The 17,581-nt window shown below is 62.2% G+C and carries 16 protein-coding genes and 1 pseudogene; 9 read left to right on the top strand and 8 right to left on the bottom strand.

All coding sequences use genetic code 11. From position 1 onward, the window contains the following. A partial coding sequence (locus TBIF_RS07380) for a DUF3703 domain-containing protein (protein WP_024794192.1) occupies positions 1–197 on the top strand: 197 nt, incomplete at its 5' end. A gap of 55 nt (positions 198–252) precedes the next feature. On the opposite strand, the gene TBIF_RS07375 is transcribed toward TBIF_RS07380, so the two are convergent. The 3 genes and pseudogenes from TBIF_RS07375 to TBIF_RS07370 all read right to left on the bottom strand — a co-directional run bounded on the left by TBIF_RS07375 (position 253) and on the right by TBIF_RS07370 (position 1,749). After that, on the bottom strand, positions 253–561 hold the full coding sequence (locus tag TBIF_RS07375) for an alkylmercury lyase (RefSeq protein ID WP_024794191.1): 309 nt from the start codon (positions 559–561) through the stop codon (positions 253–255). A 29-nt stretch (positions 562–590) separates the two neighbouring features. Beyond that, positions 591–745: pseudogene (locus TBIF_RS26190) on the bottom strand (arsenate reductase ArsC); the annotation flags it as partial. Between the two features lie 5 nt (positions 746–750). Then, a complete protein-coding gene (locus tag TBIF_RS07370) occupies positions 751–1,749 on the bottom strand; it encodes an NYN domain-containing protein (RefSeq protein WP_024794190.1) in 999 nt (332 codons plus the stop codon). A 357-nt stretch (positions 1,750–2,106) separates the two neighbouring features. Between TBIF_RS07370 and TBIF_RS07365 the strand changes: the two genes are divergently transcribed. The 3 genes from TBIF_RS07365 to TBIF_RS25650 all read left to right on the top strand — a co-directional run bounded on the left by TBIF_RS07365 (position 2,107) and on the right by TBIF_RS25650 (position 4,264). Further along, complete coding sequence (locus TBIF_RS07365) at positions 2,107–2,685, top strand: recombinase family protein (RefSeq protein ID WP_024794189.1); 579 nt, start codon at positions 2,107–2,109, stop codon at positions 2,683–2,685. 31 nt (positions 2,686–2,716) lie between these two features. Next, positions 2,717–4,018: a hypothetical protein gene (locus tag TBIF_RS24865; protein ID WP_084611597.1), complete on the top strand. Its 1,302-nt coding sequence runs from the start codon at positions 2,717–2,719 to the stop codon at positions 4,016–4,018. 72 nt (positions 4,019–4,090) lie between these two features. Continuing rightward, positions 4,091–4,264 (top strand): recombinase family protein, encoded by a 174-nt coding sequence (locus TBIF_RS25650; protein WP_158506325.1) that lies wholly within the window; start codon positions 4,091–4,093, stop codon positions 4,262–4,264. Between the two features lie 4 nt (positions 4,265–4,268). Here the strand turns inward: TBIF_RS25650 and TBIF_RS23170 are convergent, their stop codons facing one another. The 3 genes from TBIF_RS23170 to TBIF_RS07345 all read right to left on the bottom strand — a co-directional run bounded on the left by TBIF_RS23170 (position 4,269) and on the right by TBIF_RS07345 (position 11,696). Beyond that, positions 4,269–5,297 (bottom strand): putative endonuclease domain-containing protein, encoded by a 1,029-nt coding sequence (locus tag TBIF_RS23170; RefSeq protein ID WP_024794188.1) that lies wholly within the window; start codon positions 5,295–5,297, stop codon positions 4,269–4,271. Continuing rightward, positions 5,294–10,255 carry a DEAD/DEAH box helicase gene (locus TBIF_RS07350; RefSeq protein ID WP_024794187.1) on the bottom strand — a complete coding sequence of 1,654 codons (4,962 nt, stop codon included), beginning with the start codon at positions 10,253–10,255 and terminating at the stop codon, positions 5,294–5,296. Before TBIF_RS07350 ends, TBIF_RS23170 begins: the two co-directional genes overlap by 4 nt. 376 nt (positions 10,256–10,631) lie before the next feature. After that, on the bottom strand, positions 10,632–11,696 hold the full coding sequence (locus TBIF_RS07345) for a DUF3644 domain-containing protein (protein ID WP_024794186.1): 1,065 nt from the start codon (positions 11,694–11,696) through the stop codon (positions 10,632–10,634). 446 nt (positions 11,697–12,142) lie between these two features. On the opposite strand from TBIF_RS07345, the gene TBIF_RS07340 reads away from it, so the two are divergent. Continuing rightward, on the top strand, positions 12,143–13,030 hold the full coding sequence (locus tag TBIF_RS07340) for a hypothetical protein (protein WP_148302198.1): 888 nt from the start codon (positions 12,143–12,145) through the stop codon (positions 13,028–13,030). Between the two features lie 92 nt (positions 13,031–13,122). Here the strand turns inward: TBIF_RS07340 and TBIF_RS23165 are convergent, their stop codons facing one another. Beyond that, a complete protein-coding gene (locus tag TBIF_RS23165) occupies positions 13,123–13,533 on the bottom strand; it encodes a hypothetical protein (protein ID WP_024794184.1) in 411 nt (136 codons plus the stop codon). Between the two features lie 249 nt (positions 13,534–13,782). Between TBIF_RS23165 and TBIF_RS07330 the strand changes: the two genes are divergently transcribed. From TBIF_RS07330 to TBIF_RS07320, 3 genes are all read left to right on the top strand, one after another. Next, positions 13,783–14,226, top strand: a complete 444-nt coding sequence (locus TBIF_RS07330; RefSeq protein ID WP_307810596.1) for a hypothetical protein — start codon at positions 13,783–13,785, stop codon at positions 14,224–14,226. After that, positions 14,226–15,107, top strand: a complete 882-nt coding sequence (locus TBIF_RS23160) for a zeta toxin family protein (RefSeq protein ID WP_024794182.1) — start codon at positions 14,226–14,228, stop codon at positions 15,105–15,107. The genes TBIF_RS07330 and TBIF_RS23160 overlap by 1 nt, the downstream gene beginning before the upstream one ends. A 203-nt stretch (positions 15,108–15,310) precedes the next feature. Further along, the gene (locus TBIF_RS07320; RefSeq protein ID WP_051461408.1) at positions 15,311–15,922 is read left to right on the top strand and encodes a hypothetical protein; all 612 of its coding nucleotides are present in this window, start codon (positions 15,311–15,313) and stop codon (positions 15,920–15,922) included. A gap of 328 nt (positions 15,923–16,250) precedes the next feature. On the opposite strand, the gene TBIF_RS07315 is transcribed toward TBIF_RS07320, so the two are convergent. Beyond that, positions 16,251–17,024, bottom strand: a complete 774-nt coding sequence (locus TBIF_RS07315) for a ParA family protein (protein WP_051461407.1) — start codon at positions 17,022–17,024, stop codon at positions 16,251–16,253. 225 nt (positions 17,025–17,249) lie between these two features. On the opposite strand from TBIF_RS07315, the gene TBIF_RS07310 reads away from it, so the two are divergent. Beyond that, on the top strand, positions 17,250–17,468 hold the full coding sequence (locus TBIF_RS07310; protein ID WP_024794179.1) for a hypothetical protein: 219 nt from the start codon (positions 17,250–17,252) through the stop codon (positions 17,466–17,468). Positions 17,469–17,581 lie beyond the last annotated feature (113 nt).

Genomic DNA, 17,581 nt, shown 5'->3' with positions numbered 1-17,581 from the left:
TCGCCATGCTCGGACTCGCCCTGCGCCAACGAGACCGCCGCGAGGCGATCGGCCAGATCATCCGCATCATCGTCGCCGCGCCCGGATCGACGCTCGGCCGCTACCCCGAGGGCAACACCGGGCGAACCCGTGCCGGGCTCATGACGGCAATGCCCCTCTCGGCCGAGATGTCAGCGCTCCTGGCGCAATCGCCCTAGCGGCCATCCTCACGGGAACCGTCGCACCGCCGGGCAGTGCTCTCGCCTGTGCGCGTTAGCGTCTGTCCCGCAGGACCTGGGCCAACTGATCGACGGTGGGCGATCCAGCCAGCCCGGCCGCCGTCGAGTAGATACGGCACGCGAACTCGGCCACCGGTTCCGCCCCAGCGAACGCGTCCGTGCCATCGATCAGGATCGTCGGGGAACCGGCGAACGGCAGCGACGCGGCCTCTGTCTCCGTCTCGATCCGCCGATAGCCGATCTCGACATCGGACAACCCGACGGATTCAGCCGCCGCCCGGACTCGGGTACCCGCGTCCTGCCAGTTCGGGCAGCCATCGAAATACAGAATCTCTACCTTCATACCTATATCCTGCCTCGCCGTGTGGCCTTGGGCCTCAGCTGTTGGGTACCCCCCGTCCCCGGCACGAGCCAGTCCTCGTAGCGACGTCCGGGGAAGATAGGCACGCGTCGCCGCAGCCCATGGTGACAATCACGTCCGCGGCACGCAGGATCTCGTCAGTCCACAGTTTGGGGTGCACCCCCGACGGGATCAGCTCTTGTCGTAGATCTCCCAGAATCGGGTGCGCAGCTGATTCCGGATGCCCTCGTCCAAGTCGTATAGCTGCATGAGGTCGGAAGCGTCCTGGAGTAGGGCGCGGTCGACGTCGCGGGAGATCGATGGCCGGGCACGCTGGAGCTCAAGCTTGTCCTCAGAGCAGGCACTCTTAAGGAATGACGTGATCACCCGTCTCACGACCTCGTCGATCAGGCGATCGTGGTCGGTGTACCCGGGGAGCACCTGGGCGACCGTGCCGGTCGAAGCGCTGTAGGCGAGGACGGATTCCTGGCGGGGGAAGGCGGGAACCGGGGAGATGGTGGAGGCCAGATCGAGCGGGGTCCGGACGGCGGGCCGCGGCGCAGCGGCGACGACTTGATGCGGTGCAGGCCGGGGAGTGGGCTGCGGAGTGATTAGCGCATGTTCGGGTTCGGGTTCGGGTTTGCGATCGACCTTGAGCACCGCGGCGTCGATCGCGGCACCGTCGATGCTGTCGAGCTCGTCCGCGGCCCGGATCAGGTGCCGGCTCACGCCGTGGGGTTTGCCCGCGAGGGTGGGCACCGCAAGCAGCACCACCTGGATGCCGTGGACCTGGGCTTCTTCGACGGCCTCGGCGAGGTCGTCGTCGCCGGAGACGAGGAAGAACACATCGGATGCGCCGTTGCGGGCGTGGGCGACGAGGTCGAGGCCCATGCGCAGGTCCACGCCCTTCTGCTCGCCGTTGACGCCGAAGCGGCCGAGGCGGAGTTTGACCTTGGACAGCTCGCCGATGCGCTCTTGCTGGGTGTCGGGGACGCCGTTGCGGGCGGAGTCGTACCAATGGACTCGCAGGGCCGGCAGGCCGGAGAGTGTTTCGGCGGTGTCGATGAGGGTGCGGATCAGGGGTGGGTATTCGACGTGGATGCCACCGCGCAGGGAGGTGCCGGTGACCCGGGTCGCGGCGGAGGCGAGGAGGTAACCGGCATCGACGTAGAGGGAGCAGGTGGACCGCATGTGCTCACTATTGCACGGGTGTCCGACAGCTATCGGGAGCTCGCGATTTAGCCGGTGGCGGCGCCGGTGCACGGGCCGTGTGGGAGGACGGGGCGGAAGGAGTGGGGCGCTCGGAGTCGGTGTCGTCGGTGGCGAGGTTGGCGATGGTGCGCACCGGCGTGGTCATTGGCAGCCCGTCGACGATCTGCAGGGTGGCAGGCGTGGCGACTATCGATCATCTGGGGTGCACCTCAGACTGACGGATTCGAGCAGGGGAAATATCCGTCAAGTTGAGGCCAAAAATGGAATTTATTGACACTTGCTCGGTGGGCTCTTAGCCTTCAACCTGACAGTTTGGTCGGGTGGAGGGGGTTTGGCGTGCGGGTCGGGTACATCAGGGTCAGCACCGTGGAGCAGAACACCGCCCGGCAGCTCGACGGCGTCGACGTCGAGAAGACGTTCACGGAGAAGGCATCCGGCCGAGATACCGCTCGCCCGGTGCTGGAGCAGATGCTCGGCTTCGTCCGCGACGGTGATGTCGTGATCACGCATTCGATGGACCGGCTTGCGCGCAATCTCGATGATCTGCGTCGGCTGGTCAAGACGCTCACCGACAAGGGGGTGCGGGTCGAGTTCGTCAAGGAGTCGTTGACGTTCACCGGGGAGGACTCGCCGATGGCGATGATGCTGCTGTCCGTGATGGGGGCGTTCGCCGAGTTCGAGAGATCTCTGATCCTGGAGCGGCAGAAGGAGGGGATCGCGAAGGCCAAGCAGCGCGGCGTCTATAAGGGGCGCAAGCCTGCACTCACCGCAGAGCAGGCCGTCGAGCTGGCGGCGCGGGCGAAGGCCGGCGAGTCGAAGACCGCGCTCGCGAAGGCCTACGGGGTCAGCCGGGAGACGGTGTACAACTATCTGAGGTCACAGTTCACTGCACCAATATCGGAGTCGCCAGAATAGCCGAATTCAAGAGCCGGGTAGCGTCATCGCTATGATTCGCAAGCAGACCGCCCAAGTGTTCGGGGTTTCTACAGAGATCCTCAAGGACTCATACGTCGACCGGGGGGCCCTCGATGAGAAGATCAAACAATATTTGAAGCGGGATAATCACATTGCAATACGTGGGGCTTCTAAGAGTGGAAAATCTTGGCTTCGGCAGCGAATTATTGGCGATGCGATCACAGTGCAATGCCGATGGGGAAAGTCTGTCGCAGATATATACCGTGAGGCTCTAGGACAGATTGGGGTGAAGCTGGTCACCAGCGAGAGTAACTCTCGATCCATGGAAGGGACTGTAGAGGGGGAGACAGAATTCGGTGTCGGTCTCATTGGAAAGGTGAAGGTCAAACTAGGTTTGACTAGCACTTTGAGTGGGAGCGATTCTAAGGAATCGTTACGGCAGAACATCAACGATCTCGATTTCATCTGTCAACTAATTAGAGAATCTGGAAAACGCCTTATAGTAGAGGATTTTCATTACCTGGACACAAAAGAACGAACGAAGCTCGCATATGACCTAAAAACTATGTGGGACCTAAGGCTATATGTCGTTATCATTGGAGTTTGGAGCGACAATAATCTACTTTTGAACCTTAATTCTGAATTGACTGGAAGAGTGAGGGAGGTATCAGTAGTCTGGAACAGTGAAGAGCTTGCGAAGATTCTTGAAAAAGGATGCCAAGCGCTTAATTTAGAGCTTTCCGCGGGGGTCCGTGATGAGTTGGTAGAGATCGCATATGGTAATGCTGGAATCTTGCAACGCCTCGTTCTCGATACTTTAGATGACGCGAACATAACCCGACAGAAGTCTGTAAGGCAAGCTGTGCATGACATCAATCATGTGCACAATGCTGCAATGTTTTATGCAGATGAGCTGAACAGTGTGTATCAGACCTTCGCAAGCAGGGTATCATCCGGAATTAGAAGCCGAAAGAACTCGACGGGGATCTACGCCCATATTCTTGCGGTAGCCCTTGAGTCGACAGATGATGACCTGATCGCTGGTGTGCCACGCAGTGAAATACTTAGGGTTTCGAAGGCTCGCGAACCGCGGATTCAGCCTGGGAACCTCAAGCTCGCGCTAGGTAACTTGGAACGACTACAAGTCGACTCTGATGGTCGAGGGCTCGTACTGACTTATTCGGATGGTCGGGTCCGCCTGGTTGATCAACAACTCCTTGTGTATCGGCGTTTTGCAACGGTCCGGTGGCCGTGGGAAGACATGATCGAGGAAGCTGATACCGCTGGCGAGGACTATTCGACCGTGGTCAAGGTAGATGACCTGGCCGGTTGACGCGGGTGTTTAGCGCGGGCTTGTTACCGACCACAGGCTGTCGATGGGTGGGCGACGCCGTCGTTGGGTGACATGGTCCAGAAGATGTTCAGGGAGAAGGGGGTCGGCCGGGGTACTGCCCGCCCGGTGCTTGAGGAGATGCTCGATTTCGTTTGCGACGGTGACACGGTGATCGTGCAGCAGTCCCCCTCGATGGACAGGCTTGCTCAAATCTCGATGATCTGCGCCAGCTGGTCAAGACGCTGACCGGTCAGTTTTCTGGTAGTTCCAGGAGGTCGCGGAAGAAGCTGAGAAGCATCTGGGGGGCCGCATCGTGGTTGGTGAACTCTGCTCCGCCGAAGCGAAAGACTTCGTATCCGGCGAGGCGGAGCTTACGGTCTTCGACCATCATTTGCGCGTACAGGGTGGGAGAAGCCTGTCGGTCGGTTGACGCGTAATGCTGCATTCCGTCCAGCTCAAGGACTATGCGGCGGTTGCCGGGGAGAAGCAGCAGGAAGTCCATTCTCTGCCGGGGAAGCGTTGCGCCGGCTCCCTTCGTGTACGGGTCGTAGTGCAGGTATACCTGCGGGATCAGAGCCGGAACATTGAATCCGTGGGAGCCATACAGGGAACAGTACGTTTTGAACATCAACTGTTCTGCGCCGTTGCCGTTCATAGAACTCATCAGTCGGTCGTACAGTTCCAGCGCTTTCGTTCGTTCAGTCTTAGCGTCGAGGGTGTCGCTGCCAGCCCACCATCGTGTGAGGTCCCGCCACGTCAATCCGTGCTCGCTGAGTGGTTGGTCGAAGACGAGGCAGTATTCCTCGTTCTTGGTGATCCGGATGACATTGTTGAGCGCGTCGTCGAGGACGATCTCCGGCTTCGGGCCATCCGCAGCGAAAATAAGGTTCTTCATCTCGCCGTCCACTCCGCGTATGCCTGCGAGGGAGAGCAAGTGAGAAAGCGGGGGTGCGTCATAGTCAGCCGTGATTTTTCGGGCAAGATCCACCATGGCGGATAGATCCATTGCGGTGGTTCGCCGGTTGACGTATGCACGTTTACTCGTGTACGGGTCGTCTTCGTCCTCGACCTTTGCCGCCATCCCGAGACGGCAGCATTCGGCCTCGAGGTCGTACTCTTTGTTTTCGCACAACGCGTCTGTAATTGCGGCAGCGAGGTTTCTTCGCGTTACTCGCGTGGGCAGAGCAGGCTCGGAGTTGGCGATGGGCATAGACGTAGCGAGCAGCCCCTCAATAGACAGGGGGTGCGGATCACCTGACGGCGGAATGATGAAGGTCATCGATCACATTCTGCGAGTGCATCAATGATCTCCATGGTCCCGACCGCGACAGTGGTGACCCGATTGATCAGATCGACGATGTAGGTGGGGTCCTCGTACTCGTCGCACCAGTCGTTCGGGTCGTTGACGATCCCCGATGCCTTGTCGGTTTTGGCCTGGTAGCGGTCGATGATCCACGCCAACGCCGATCGGGAGCCGAGCATGTAGCGTTCGGCCTCCTCCGGGATGCCGCAGATCGTGATCTTTGGGTTGTAGATGATGGTGGTGCGGTCGTCGACGTTCTTGCCGGTGGCAGGGTCTTTCTTCTTGCCCCACTTCATCTTCTGCACTCGCCACGTCTCACGATCCCCCGCGGATACGCCGGGCTTGATCTGCACGTCGACGTCGTACGGCTCCACGGCCTCGTAGTTCATGTGCAGTTCGGCGAGCTTGCGGCCGATGGCGGTGGGCTTGTCGAACTGCTGTCGGGTTTCGGGGGTGGGGATGTGCGGGAGCATCTTCCTCAGGTCCGCCGCGTACATCTCGCGGTAGGCGGGGTCGTGGAGCAGGCCGTAGACGTAGTAGAAGATGTCGTCCTTGGCGACCTGCTCGCCGATCGCGGCCTGGTAGAGCGCGTGGATGCCGTCGGTGATGTTGTCGACGCGGCGGTATCCGTACTCGTCGGCCGTGTCTGCCGCCGCGAACTCGAGCTCACCACCTGACGGTTCAGACCGCACGTAGGTCCAGCGGGGGAAGAACTGGCCGCTGCCGGATCCCCAGAACGACAGGTCAGGAATCGAGTCCGTCATCAGCACCGAGAACGGCTTATCTGATCCGGTACCGACCACATAGAAGCCGAGGTTCTCATGATTCGGGGTCGGGAACATCGACGGTATTTGTCCGCGCTCGTGGTTGAGGTGCGCATCGAAGTAGGCGTGCTGTTTGCTGAACGGTCGGTAGAGGCTGACGACATGCCCCTCTGCCCGGCGCTCGACCTGCGCCCGACGGGCGAGGTGGGTGCGCAGGCTCCGCGACCACTTGATGTGGTCCGCTTCTGCCACATGCGGATTCGCTGTCAGATACGCGGTGACCGCAGCCTCGTTCGCTCGGGTGACGCCAGCAGCACGGCAGTACTCCGCGAATGGGGCGTGCTGGGCCTGGTAATTGCCGATCATGCGCCGCACATTTCCCACGAGCCCATCCCGCGAGTAGTTGTACACCCACGCGTCCCGGGTGGTTTCAAGCCCGCGGCTGAACGTGGTGAAGACGGTGGTGGTGGCCTGCTTCGCGTTCTTCTCCCCGATCACCGGCCATGCCCCGTACGTGTCGTCGCGTTGGTTGACCCAGTCCCCGTGGCTGTTTGGGGTGATGTCCTGCCACTCGACGGTGGTCAGGTCGCCGTCGTCGACGATCTTCAGTTTTTCTTCGCTGGTCAGGTAGTCGCCGATGTCCCGGTAGAGAACCTCGCAGCCGCCAGTGTGGGCGGGGTCCTTGACTCCGATGAGGATGGCGACGGTGTTGCGGCTGCCGGAGCCGAAGACTTTGCCGCCCTCCTTGCGGGAGAGCTCGCCGGCGGTGCGCTGGTTGCCGCGCAGGTTGTAGACGTAGATCCGCGAGTATTCCTCGGCGAGGGAGAGGCGGATGCCGTCGGCGGTGTTGCCGTCGATCCAACCGCCGTTGGAGACGAATGCGACCACGCCGGTGTCGCCGATGCGGTCGGTCGCCCATCGGAAGGCCCGCAGGTACGAGTCATAGAGGCTGTTCTTATTCGTCGCCGTCGAGCGTTTCGCGTAGGTGTCCGCGATGCGGCCATCCAACGTCGGGTAGCCGATGTTCGCGTTCAGGTCGTTCGCCGACGTCTGCCCCACCGAGTAGGGCGGGTTGCCGATGACGATGTTGATGGGGATCTTGTTCTGACGGACGATGCGGTCGTTATTCTGCGGGAACACCTTGAGGTCGAGCTCGTCTCCTTCCTCGGTGATCTGAAAAGTGTCGGCGAGAACGACCCCCTCGAACGGGCTGTACTCGACGCCCTCTACGCCGGGGAGGGCGTGGTAGGTGGTCTCGATGTTCACCGCCGCGATGTAATACGCCAGCAGCATGATCTCGTTGGCATGCAACTCATTCGCGTACTTCCGCGCCAGATCTGCCGGGGCGATGAGACCGGACTGCAACAACCTCGTCATGAACGTGCCGGTGCCGGTGAACGGGTCCAGGACGTGCACGCCCTCATCGGTCAGGCCCCGGCCGAACGCGTCCTTGGAGGCTTGGTCGGCGGCGCGGAGGATGAAGTCGACGATCTCCACCGGGGTGTAGACGATACCGAGGGCCTCGGACTGTTTGCGGAAGCCGATGCGGAAGAACTTCTCATACAGATCCGCGATGACCTGCTGCTTGCCCTCCGCGGTGGTGACCTCCGCGGCGCGGATGCGGACGGAGTCGTAGAACCCCTCCAGGTGCGCGGTCTCTGCTTCCAGGCCTGCGCCGCCGAGGGTGTCGACCATGGCCTGCATGACGATTGCGACGGGGTTGTGGGTGGCGAAGTCGTGGCTGGCGAACAGTGCGTCGAACACCGGCTTGGTGATCAAGTGCTGCGCCAGCATGGAGACGGCGTCGGCGTGGCTGATGGAGTCGTTGAGATTGTCGCGCAGCCCGGTCAGGAAATCCTCGAACGCCTCCGTGATTTCTGGTTCCGCGGCGGCGAGGATGGCGTCGATGCGGGTGGTGAGGGCTGCGGCGATGTCGGCGACGTCGCCGGCCCAGTCTTCCCAGTAGGCGCGGGTTCCGACCTTGTCGACGATCTTCGCGTAGATCGCCTCCTGCCACTCCGAGAGGGAGAACAGCGCCATCTGCGTGGCCATCTGACCGCCCGAGGCATCAGTCTCGACCGTCGCCGCATCGGTGGACCCGTCTGTGGATCTATCAGCGCCGTTGAGGCGCTCGTCGCCGGTGAGCGCGCCGATGTGCCCGCCGAGGAGCCGATCGGTGCCCTTGCCATCCCCCGCACCAGGGTTGGCGGCGTTGAGGGCGATGGAGTTGACCATTGCGTTGAACCGATCATCATGCGCACGAAGGGCGTTGAGGACCTGCCACACGACCTTGAACTTCACGTTGTCGTTCAACGCCGCTGCGGGGCTGACACCGGCGGGGACGGCGACCGGCAAGATGATGTAGCCGTAATTCTTATCGGGGGATTTGCGCATCACGCGGCCGACGGACTGCACGACGTCGACCACGGAGTTGCGGGGGTTGAGGAACATCACCGCATCCAGCGCTGGGACGTCCACGCCCTCGGACAGGCAGCGGGCGTTGGTCAGGATCCGGCATTCGCCCTCGGGCAGTGGGGCTTTGAGCCAGGCGAGCTCGCGGTTGCGCTCGAGTGCGTTGAAGGTGCCGTCGACGTGCCGGACGGCGCAGGTCAGGTCCAGGTTGGTGGCGTCGACGCGGTTGCCGTCGTCCTCGCTGGTCGCTAGGAGGTCTCGGTAGGCGTCGACGACGGCGGGGAAGACTTCGGCGACCTGCTTTGATGCGGCGATGTCTTTGGCGAATGCGACGGCGCGGCGCATCGGCAACTCGCCTGGCTGAAAGCCGGTGCCGTCGGGGGTTTGGCCGGCCCGTTTGGCGAGGCCGTTCCAGCAGCCCACGATCTTCGACGCGTCGTCGAGGCGCAGTTCCCCGTAATCGCCGGCGAGCTGGCCTTGCAGCGGGGAGGCCATGACGGACTCGTCGACGGTCAGGACGATGACCTTGTAGTCGGTGAGCAGGCCTCGGTCCACGGCCTCGCCGAAGGAGAGCCGGTGGAACTCGGGTCCGTAGGTGTCCTCGTCGTCCATGGAGGTGATTTCGGCGGAGTGCTCGTCGGCCTTGGCGCGGACGTTGTCGTCGAAGATCCGGGGTGTGGCGGTCATGTAGAGCCGGCGGGTGGATTTGAGGAAGTCGCCGTCGTGGACTTTCACGAAGTTCGACTCGTCATTGCCGAACAGAGTGACACCGGTGGTGCGGTGCGCCTCGTCGCAGATCACCAGGTCGAACGGGTCCACACCCTGCGTCTGCGCTGCGGCGATCACGGGCAGGGACTGGTAGGTGGTGAACACGACCGTCAGGCCCTTGGCGCGTTTACGGTGGCCCATCTCGACGGTCAGGGTGGCCGGGTCGGTGGTGACGGGGATCGCGACGTCGTAGGCGTTGATGTCCTCCGCCGAACGCGAGACTTTCTGGTCGGAGCACACGGCGAATGCCCGCAGGTCGAGCTTTGTTTGCGCGGTCCATTCCCGCAGGGTCTGGGAGAGCAGGGAGATGGAGGGGACGGCGAACAGGATGCGGGCGCTGCCGCCGTTCTCCGCCGCGGTGCGCTCGGCGATCTTGAGCGCGGTGAACGTCTTGCCGGTGCCGCACGCCATGATCAGCTTGCCGCGATCATTGCCGGCGCCAAAGCCGCCGAAGACGGCGTCCATCGCCTCTTGCTGGTGCGGGCGTGGCTCGTGCTTGACCGCCTCGGTGAGGGTGACGTGGAAGTCCTCGTCGGGGCGGGCGATGTCCCAGTTGATCGGGGACTCGGCGATTTCGGCGAGGCCGATTCGCTGCACGGGGATCACCTGGTCGGCAAGTGCGGCTTCAGCGTTGGATCCCCAGCGGTCGGTGGTAGAGATGATGAGCCGGTTGCTGAAGGGCTTCTTGCCCGAGGCGGTGAAGAACGAGTCGATGTCGCCCTTCGACAGTGTCGAGGTGGGCTCGTAGAACTTGCACTGGATCGCGGTGTAGGCGCCGGTGTCGCGTTCGCGGGCGACGAGGTCGATGCCGGTGTCGGGTTTGCCATCACGTCCGGGCCAGTCCATCCACCGCCAGACCTGGTCGTACTGCTGGTTGAGGGTGGGGTCGAGTTGGAAGTATCGGACCATGAGATGTTCGAACTTGGTGCCGCGTTCGGAGTTCGAGGGGGCTTTGCGGAACGCCTCGATCACTTCGTGCACTGACGCCACTGCGCCCACCTCGCTCTTTCCCGGCCGGAAACCTGTTCGTGTTCCTGCCACCGGGCAGGTCGTGTGACCATCATGGCAGTGGCCACAGACATGCTCGCTGGTCGAGTCGACCAGACTCCCGAGATACGGCGATTTCAGTAGGGCTTGAGACCGGCTGCGCACCACGCGCCGATCACAACGCTTCCGAACCCATCGTCGATGTGTGAGTCTGCGCCGAGACCATATTGCCCAGTTCATCGGTGGCCGTCCCGGATCCATGGTCACCGTGAATCCTGGCGGGACTCACTCCCCCGGCTCAGCCGTCTCACCCATCACGATGAACAGTCCCAGGCTTCTTGCCGATCACGACATCGGCGAGTGCGTCGACTCGGGACGTTCATGGCTTCGGCCGAGGTGTACTGCCCGTTATTTCAGCAAACCCGTCGGGAGTCGAGCACTTCTTGATCAAGTACTTCACGAACGCTCTGGTGTATCGGTAGGACCTGGTTGGCTCGTCGTATTCGCACCAGTCGGGGTTGGTATGTGTGGGGTCCTTGGCACCAGGCGATGGCCGGGCCTTGAGATTCTTCCATGCAGCGGTGAAGTGGTGCTGGCCGAAGATGTAGGGAAGTTCCTCCTGGATTTCTTGGGCCGCTGCCTTCGGCATCAGCCGACCGTATCCGGACACCGGCTGCTTCCGGTCTCGGATAATGACCTGACCCTTGCGCCCCATTTCCTCGACAGCTTCCCGCTCAGCCTCCGTCATGTCCTTGTAGGAAGTGAACTGGATCGCAACAGCATCGGGGTCCTTGGGGGCTAGTTCGATGGTCGCGCGCAGCCGAAACTCGTAGCGTGAATCCTCTACTACGCCCGACTCCAGCCCCGCCTCATATTCTGTAAGGAAGCCATGGAGGTCCTTGGGGAGGGTCTTACGGAGACGGCGGAGGGCCTGCTCTCCCTGGTGGCTGAATGTACCTACGAAAAGCGGGATGCGGAGGCGGAGGGCCAGCGATTGTTCGTCTCCGAACTGACCCGTCATCTCACCTTCGTAGTTGATTAACAGTGCGTGCGCGTTGCCCGCCAAGGTCAACATCAGAGCTGAGTCTGCGTGAGCGTGCCTGTGTTCTAACCGGTTGCGGAGGCGAATGAAGAGGCACAGGTTGGCCCTCACCGGGTCGGTGTCGTCAGGCCACCGCTCCTTCATTGAGCGTTCGAGCTCCCACCTCTTGGCTTCACCATCGACCTTCAAGAGGCGATTTTTGTACTGTTTGTCCCAGTATCGATAGTCCGTTCCGTCACGGAGGAACTCGGCGTGGAGAAGGTAAAGCCAAGCGAGGTGCATGTGAATGACGAAGCCTTCGAATGCCCGACTTTCTGCGGGATCGTTGTAGAGTCGGACCGCGAGGCAGGCCTCTTCGATGCTTGCGTTGAGGGTCGATTGCCATCGCGGAGGCCGGGCCATGACTGGACTCTAATGGCTGTCCAAAACGTCTACGCATGGGCCTGAGAAACTGCACACCGTCGGAAGTGGCCGGCGAGCCCTTCGCTCATTGGGGACAGGAGGCCGAGCCCTGTCCGATGCCGTGGCCTGCAGCGGTGACCCGCTCAACCGCGCTGGGGGCTGCACCCCTGCCTGGTAGTTTCCGGCTAGGGCCCTTTCAGGTGGGCGAATGCGAGGGGAAATCAATGATGGCCGATTCAGCACACGCCGACGGGAACGGGGAAGTGAGGGAGTCGGGCCCGGATCCCTCCGGACCGGAATCTGCTTCGCCGTCAGAGTCTAGGGGCTCATCGTCACGTGACCGTGCTGAACGGGCAGCGGCTCGAGCATCGAGGAAGAGCGGACAATACTCCGCCCGGACGGCTGACTTCGTGGCCCAGGCAGCGACTATGTCGAAGGCGCTCGACATGGCGAAGCTGATCGACCCGGAGGTGCTGGACCGAATGGTTGGCCCATCCAGTGTGGCGGCTTGGGCGGCAGCTGTGGCGAAGATGCCGGACGTCGCGGACCTGATTGACCAGGACGTATTGGAGCGCGTCACGAGGGCCAGAAGCGTGGGTGCCTGGGCGGCGGATGCGTCAATGACGCCCGGCAGGGCACAGCTGATTGAACAAGACGAGTGGGACCGCATCGCTGGTCGAACCGCCATCACTCGCACTCCCGAGTTCCCGGTCCAGGCGGCGGCCATAGCTAAGGCGATCGATGCGATCCCGCTTCTTGCTGCGGGCGTTGGGCCAGCCACCGCCGCGGCTCACTCCGCCGCGGCCAAAATATTTGGTGCGACCCTCCCGCCGGCAACTGCCTTCGCTGGGGTCGCGAGCAGGCTCAGCGAAATATCGAGCGAACTAGACTTTGATCGGATGCTCGGGATTACCCGGAGTCTGTCGAAGCTGTCTGAGGCGACGATTGCGACTGCGGTGGAAGCGTTGATGCCGCCGCCTGACGTACTAGCCCGACTTGCCGCCACCATGGACGACGTCGACGAGGACGACGAGTTTGATGCGATTGCGGAGGATATCGAGGGCGACCCCGTCTGGAAGGAGATTGTCTCCCGGCTTGCCGAGAGTACCGCGTTCCGTGCGACTTTTAGCAGGAAGAACGGGCGCAGGGCGGCGATTCTCTTGATCATGACGTTCTTTACGTTCCTCCATGTCGTAGCCGGGGTAGTGCCTTTTGCCGGCGGCATCCCCGGTGCGCTCGGTGTTCCTGGGGGAAAACCAGCCGCGGATTATGCGGCCCGAAAATTCGATGAGCGCTTCCCTCAGGAAGAATCGGGACAGCCTGGGCCCGAGTAGCCCGACCATGGAGTGGTCCTGTCCGTCAGTGGTGCAGTGCCTCGTAGCAGACGAGGATATGCAGGCAGTTTTTCTGACATAACATCTGGTCATCAGGCGCCAGACTGGTCAGCGGTCAGCTCCAGGGGCTTGTGGGCAGGCGGCGCTGCGCGCAGGGAGTCGAGGAGGTCCTTGTCCCAACTTGGTATGAGATCGGACCGGCGAACGCTGATCGTCAGCCCCTGAAAGTGGCCTTCTCCGATCACAGCCCGCGCGGCCTCGGCCAGCTCGCCGCGGACGTCCGCGGCGGCGTCGAACATGTCCGCGGGAAGTGCGAGATCGACCTCGTACTGGCCGCCATCCCAGTTGTCGACCTGATTGCGGCGATACTCGGCCACGGCGACGAGTGCGGCCGCGATCGACTCGCCGCGAGCGAGGAGCAACTCGGCAAGAGTCTTTCGCTCCTGCTCCCACACCAGGGTCTCGGTGTTCTCGTCCGAGACGTCATTGCTGGTCCACGTCATGCTCACTCCTCGTCGATGGTGTCGCCCATGATGGCAGCAGGTACTGACAAGAGGCGGCACGACATGGACAGGGAGCCTCGGCTGCCGAACGCAAGCGGGGGTCTCCACGAACGTGAACACCGCAGTGACCAGGGGCGATGTGATATCGCGCGATTATCGGATGGACTCCTCGGTGCTTTCGGGGGTGCTGCGGTTGTCGCCGGTCGTGCTATACACTTTGGTATAACGCCAGGCTGGAAGGAGAACGCAGTGTCCATCGCATACAGCCCAGACATCGATCGCCAACTTAAGGCGGTGCCGGCGCTCACCGAGCTCGCGAAAATCCTCAAGCTCCGCGCCGTCAACGTCGCAGTCCAGGCTGGACTAAGCCAGACCCAGATCGCGGCCGCGATCGGCGTCACCCAGCCCGAGGTCAGCCGCCTGGCCAAAGCCGCCCGGCTCACTCCCGCGGCGTGCGAGCGCGGCCCCCGGGAAGTCCTACTCGAGTACGCCGCCGGCCGCATCGACCACACGGCGATGATGGACGAACTCGCCAGCTGGCGCTACACATTCGGCCACACCGATCCCACCGGCGAGGTCTACCTGCCGGGCACCTGGGACCAAATCGAGCGGGCCGGAGACCTGCTCTCCGATGACGACTACCAGCGGCTGTTCGCGCTGACCGCGACCCAGCGCGCGGGCGCGCGCGCATAGTGGCGATCGATCCCCGCGCCGCGACCGCCGCGGCGCTCGAGCGCATGTGTCGTCCAGGTGGCGTCCTCGACCAGAACGGCGCCGCCGCCTCGCACCGTCTGCACGCGGACAACCCCCATCGGCGCCGCACCCTCGACCGGATCATCGAGAGCTACCTCGCCGAGCAGGACAACGTCGTGATCGGCGGGCAATTCTGCGCCATAGCCACAGCAGGAGTGCCGGGCGCCGGCAAGTCCACGAGCATCGAGCGGAACGGACTCGCGGGCCAAGGCTGGCGTGTTCTGGACGCGGACCGGGTCAAGGACTACCTGATCCGCGAAGCGCTGGAGGCTGGCGTCTACCGCGACATCGTGTCGATGGGGCTGCCGGACGGTGGCACCGTGATGGCACGGGAGCTGGCGACGCTGGTGCACACCGAGTCCACGAAGATCGTCGACGCGCTGCAGGAGCTATGTATGGGCCGCGGTGAGAACCTCGTCATCGAGGGCACCTTCAGCTGGCCGGGACTCGGAGAGCGGCTGTTGCGGCATCTCGGCGCGGCCGGCTATGAACGGTTCACGATCATGGACGTCGAGGTTCCCAGTGAGCGAGCCCAGGAGCAAGCGCTGGGGCGGTGGTGGACCGGGCGCACTGGCGGGGACGAGCTCGGTGGCCGATTCACGCCGGCATCGGTCATCGCAGGCTTGTATCCGGCGGGAAGTGCGGAGTCGATCTGCGCGACGAACGCCCGCGCGGCATTCGAGCACCCCCTCGCCGCCCAGATCGACGCCGTCGAGCTCTGGGTGGACGACTACACCAGCGGGGTGCTGGTAGAAAAGGTGTCCACCAGGCACAAAGGCATCATCAGCTATGAGCCTGATGTGGCGGCTTCCGAATCGTAGGGAGCGAAAATGGGCCGGGGTGCTCGGCTGTCCCCGGCGGATCGCCCTCATAGCGGGGAGATGCCGTCTCAACTGGTCAGAGTGCAAAACGATGCGGTTGATCGACTTCTGACAGGCTGATGAAGGTCCGGTCGCGAACAGTTCCCGCGCGTCTATGCTGCGGGTGTAATCCTGGACCCGACCAGCTGAGATCGGAGATCGTGATGGCGAGAATCGCATCGACCCCTGCTCGTGAGCGCGCCCAGGTGCGCAGTAGTCCGTATGAGCGTGCCGCCGTCAACACCACCGCGGCCATCCGCAAACGGCTCAAGACCGGCGCGAAGACCGTACTCGTGGACACCGACGGGCAGGTCCTCGAACTAACTGACGCGGATCTCGTCGCCGCCGGCCAGAGTTGGACGTTGCGCATCGTCGGTCAGTCGCAGGTGCGGATTCATCTACAGAAGCCCCTCCCCCGCACCGCACAATTGGTCGCCACGGACGCGAGCTTCGTCGAGGTGACCGGGCATGTGGCGGTTCACGCCTACACCCGGGCGACGGTGCATGCTTTCGACCACTGTGTGGTCTACGCGCGTAATCGCGTCACGGTGCTCGCGTGCGATCAAGCGTCGGTCAACGCCCAGGACGAGGCCGAGGTGTTCGCCTATGACAAGGCGCGTGTGCGCGCAAAAGGACACTCGGTAGCAGTCTGCGCGGGCATCGGCGAGCTATTCCTCGAGGATCAGGCGTCGGGCATCGTATCTTCCGGCGTTGCGGTTGGCGGTCCCTCGCAGGGGAACGCGAGTCCATTCCCCACTGAGGATGTGATCCAGTGAGGGGCAAGCACCCTTGAATGTAAGCATGAAAACAAGTTTGAATTCTTACATTCTTACAATCCATCACTGTGTTGATCAAGCCAGAGCTGGAAGGCTTCCGCTGTGATGCTCTGAACCGTGACACCACGGGTCACGGCTGCGATCTTTACCTTTCGGAGCAGGTCAGGGTCTATACGTGCTGAGAACGGGGTTAGTTTCGCGTCGGAACTAGCGGTCGGAGGGACAGTCGGCGTGGCTCGAGGGGCGAGAGGATGCGTATCGGCGTCAGGGGCCTTGGTGAGCTTTTTGGCGGCAAAAGCGCCGACGGGCTGATGCTTGGCAGACATGATTATCCCTTCGAGGAGATTCGGCCCAAAAAGGCGTCAAAGATTGCGATGAGATCAGTGGCACGGCTTCCGTATGAGTGGATCGGGGCGCGAGCACCACGTGACTCAGCCAGGACTGTCCGCAGCGGAATCACAGGTTCCCAGAGCTGGTCTCCGAGCACGTCACTCAGCTCTGTGGCTCGGTAGTCAGCTTCCCGGCTTCGAGGTGGAACCTTGTTCAGCACAATCCCGAGCACTTCGAGATCTGGGTTGTAGTGCTCGCGGACGGTATCGATGGTGTTGAGGATGTTAGCCACACCAGCGCTTGCATCGATGCTGGGTTCGGTGACGATGAGGACACCGGTGGAGGCGATCAGCGCATTAGAGACGAGCTTGCCAACTGAAGGTTGGCAGTCGATCAGGACCAGATCAAACCTGGCAGACAGGTCGGGGGAATCCAGAGCTTTGCGTAACCGCATTTCCGCGCCAAGCTGCTGGTCGGCGTCTCGTTGAGCGAGTGACAAGTTGGCTGGCACGACAGATACCCCAGGCCAGAGCGTGGGAGTGACAGCGTCGAGAGCAACTCCTGTCTGGTCTGCATAGAGGACGTCGTTGATGTTGAGCTCCGTATCAACGACGCCGAGCCCCGATGTGCTGTTGCCCTGAGGGTCCATATCGATGACAAGGGTCCGTAAGCCTGCGGCGCTGGCAGCCGAGGCAAGCCCTAGCGTGACCGCGGTCTTCCCTACGCCCCCCTTCTGATTCGCCACAGCGATGATGGGAATAATTGAAGTCATGTTTTCAAGGATACATGACTTCAAAATATATTGAAAACATGAAAACATGCTTGAAAGAATTCAAGCTCAAACTTGGAGCAGGGGCAGGTTTCTCGGCAATTTGTCGGGGACAGATTATGGGACCGTTGTCGGCGTGTCGCGTAGTAACTTGCGTCCACTACCTGCACGATCAGTGGTGTGATTGGAAGCGAGAAGAAACGAGGCCGCGGGCGCCCGAGTAAGGGTGTGCGCGCTGAGGTGAAGCTGCGCGTGCCTGTCCCGATCAAAGAAGCAGCCCAGGAGGCAGCACGGGAGCAAGGTCTGTCTGAGAACGACTTCTACATGGCACTAGCGGCCAAGTACGTCGGTCTGCAGCAGCTGGCCCCGCGACTGCCGGCCCGCAAGGCAGCAAAATCACGAGTTGACGAGGCACAGGAGGAACTGCAGCTTCAAGATATCGCCTGACGCCGGAGGCTAAGCACCTCCCGACATCTTCATAGCCGCAGTACGCACAGAAACGAGAAAACCCCGGCTGGCCGGCCGGGGCTCTCGAAGATGTGAGAACGAGTTCGTAGCTC

Source organism: Tomitella biformata AHU 1821, assembly GCF_000524475.1.
GTDB classification, from domain to species: domain Bacteria; phylum Actinomycetota; class Actinomycetes; order Mycobacteriales; family Mycobacteriaceae; genus Tomitella; species Tomitella biformata.
Note: the sequence above shows the minus strand (reverse complement) of the source record. Positions and strands in the feature narration are given on the sequence as shown.

Excerpts from the sequence above, each read along its gene's own strand:
- TBIF_RS07315 (WP_051461407.1), bottom strand. The coding sequence starts at position 17,024 with ATGACTTCAATTATTCCCATCATCGCTGTGGCGAATCAGAAGGGGGGC.
- TBIF_RS23165 (WP_024794184.1), bottom strand. The coding sequence starts at position 13,533 with ATGACGTGGACCAGCAATGACGTCTCGGACGAGAACACCGAGACCCTG.
- TBIF_RS07345 (WP_024794186.1), bottom strand. The coding sequence starts at position 11,696 with ATGGCCCGGCCTCCGCGATGGCAATCGACCCTCAACGCAAGCATCGAA.
- TBIF_RS07375 (WP_024794191.1), bottom strand. The coding sequence starts at position 561 with ATGAAGGTAGAGATTCTGTATTTCGATGGCTGCCCGAACTGGCAGGAC.
- TBIF_RS07370 (WP_024794190.1), bottom strand. The coding sequence starts at position 1,749 with ATGCGGTCCACCTGCTCCCTCTACGTCGATGCCGGTTACCTCCTCGCC.
- TBIF_RS07320 (WP_051461408.1), top strand. The coding sequence starts at position 15,311 with ATGGCGAGAATCGCATCGACCCCTGCTCGTGAGCGCGCCCAGGTGCGC.
- TBIF_RS25650 (WP_158506325.1), top strand. The coding sequence starts at position 4,091 with ATGGTCCAGAAGATGTTCAGGGAGAAGGGGGTCGGCCGGGGTACTGCC.
- TBIF_RS24865 (WP_084611597.1), top strand. The coding sequence starts at position 2,717 with ATGATTCGCAAGCAGACCGCCCAAGTGTTCGGGGTTTCTACAGAGATC.
- TBIF_RS07340 (WP_148302198.1), top strand. The coding sequence starts at position 12,143 with ATGGCGAAGCTGATCGACCCGGAGGTGCTGGACCGAATGGTTGGCCCA.
- TBIF_RS23170 (WP_024794188.1), bottom strand. The coding sequence starts at position 5,297 with ATGACCTTCATCATTCCGCCGTCAGGTGATCCGCACCCCCTGTCTATT.